Here is a 1,510-nt window from a genome sequence, read left to right on the forward strand (position 1 = left end):
AGCTCTGCCGAACTTATACTACAAAAGCCAAACATTTGACAATCGATAGCCGTCGCTTAATCGAACGATGGAAAAAGGAAGGGAAATCAAATAGAGAAATCGCCTCTTTACTTGGAAAAGCTCCTCAAACTATCCACACTGAAATCAAGCGTGGGACAGTCCGACAATGTCTTGGAAAAGGGTGCTTCAAAGAGGTTTATTCTGCCGACTATGCTCAACAGTCTTATGAAAACAATCGCAAGCGCTCGGTCAAGAAATCAAGCTTGACCAAGGAACTAAAGGAAAAGATTCTCCACTATCATAACCAAAAATTTTCGCTTGATAAGAAACAGGCTAGCACCAACTTTAAACCTGCTGGTCAATCCATCGAACAGCGGCCTGAAGCTATAAATCTTCGCTTGGAGAATGGGCATTATGATACTCAATCATTTTCAAAAAGCAACCTTGTCCATTGTCTGCTGACAGTGGACTTTAAAACGCTTTTTTCCAGTCCTTGAATAACTTCTTGAAGCTTATCAATGACGGCTTCCAATGTTTGGAAAGCCTTATTTTTGAAACCTCGTTTTCGAATTTCTTTCCAGACTTGTTCAATAGGGTTCATTTCTGGTGTATAAGGTGGGATAAAAGCCAACTCAATATTACTTGGAATCTCTAAGGTACTTGATTTATGCCATATAGCATTATCCATGACAAGTAAAATATAGTCATCTGGATAAGCTTGTGAGACTTGCCGTAGAAATTCATTGGTCCACTCAGTATTGCATCCTCCAGCAATGAGGAAAAAGGAATCTCCTGTCTGAGCATCTACTGCCCCATAACAATAGCGATATTCTCGCATATAATGACTAGGAATGCTAGGTCGGATTCCTTGAGGAGCCCAACAAGAACTCATCTTACTGATTCTTCCGAAACCAGCTTCATCTTGGTACATCAAACGTACTTTGTTATAAGTCCCCTCTTCTTTAAAGCGCTTACTCAAGGTCTCGAATGTAGATTTTATTTTTAGACGTCTCAATTGTCTGAGCGTCTGCCTTCTTGGGATGCTCAGGTCGAGGAGTGACCGTTCGCCAACCATGTCGTTTCAGGAGATAATAGAAACCATCACGTGTGGAAGTGCGACCAATCTCTTTTTGATAGGCTTCAAATAACTGATTGACAGTTACAAATTCCCCAGCCTGAGCAGCTTCTATATGACGTTTTAGAAATGCTTGTTCTTCTTCGTAAGTCATATATTCTCTATGACGTCCACCACGGGTCTCTTGAAGAAGCGCTTCTAAACCAAACTCCTTATATTTTTTCAAATTCCTCCAAACAGTTGTTTTATTGCAATCTAGCAGATCCATGATTTCCTTATAACTCTTTTCTTTTGAGCGAAAATAAATAATCTGTAGACGTTTGTGATATTTGGCGTACGATGAATCTCTTAGGAGTTGTTCAATTTTTTGTGTTTCTTCGTTTGTAAGTTTCATAACTACTATTATAAGATGTTTTTTGATTTTAGTCCAGTATC

General features: G+C 39.3%; 1 protein-coding gene and 1 pseudogene. One reads left to right on the forward strand and one right to left on the reverse strand.

Annotated elements, in window-relative coordinates; genetic code table 11:
* Positions 1-35 precede the first annotated feature (35 nt).
* Positions 36-419, forward strand: a pseudogene (locus tag HT708_RS10535) (helix-turn-helix domain-containing protein); the annotation flags it as partial.
* Positions 420-421: 2 nt separating this feature from the next.
* Here HT708_RS10535 and HT708_RS10540 read toward each other — a convergent pair.
* A protein-coding gene (locus tag HT708_RS10540) for an IS630 family transposase (RefSeq protein WP_172926366.1) occupies positions 422-1,469 on the reverse strand; the annotation gives its coding sequence in 2 pieces (ribosomal slippage) (positions 422-986 and positions 985-1,469; 1,050 coding nt in all).
* Positions 1,470-1,510: the final 41 nt, after the last annotated feature.

The organism is Streptococcus sp. 3613 (assembly GCF_013277375.1).
Classification (GTDB): domain Bacteria; phylum Bacillota; class Bacilli; order Lactobacillales; family Streptococcaceae; genus Streptococcus; species Streptococcus pseudopneumoniae.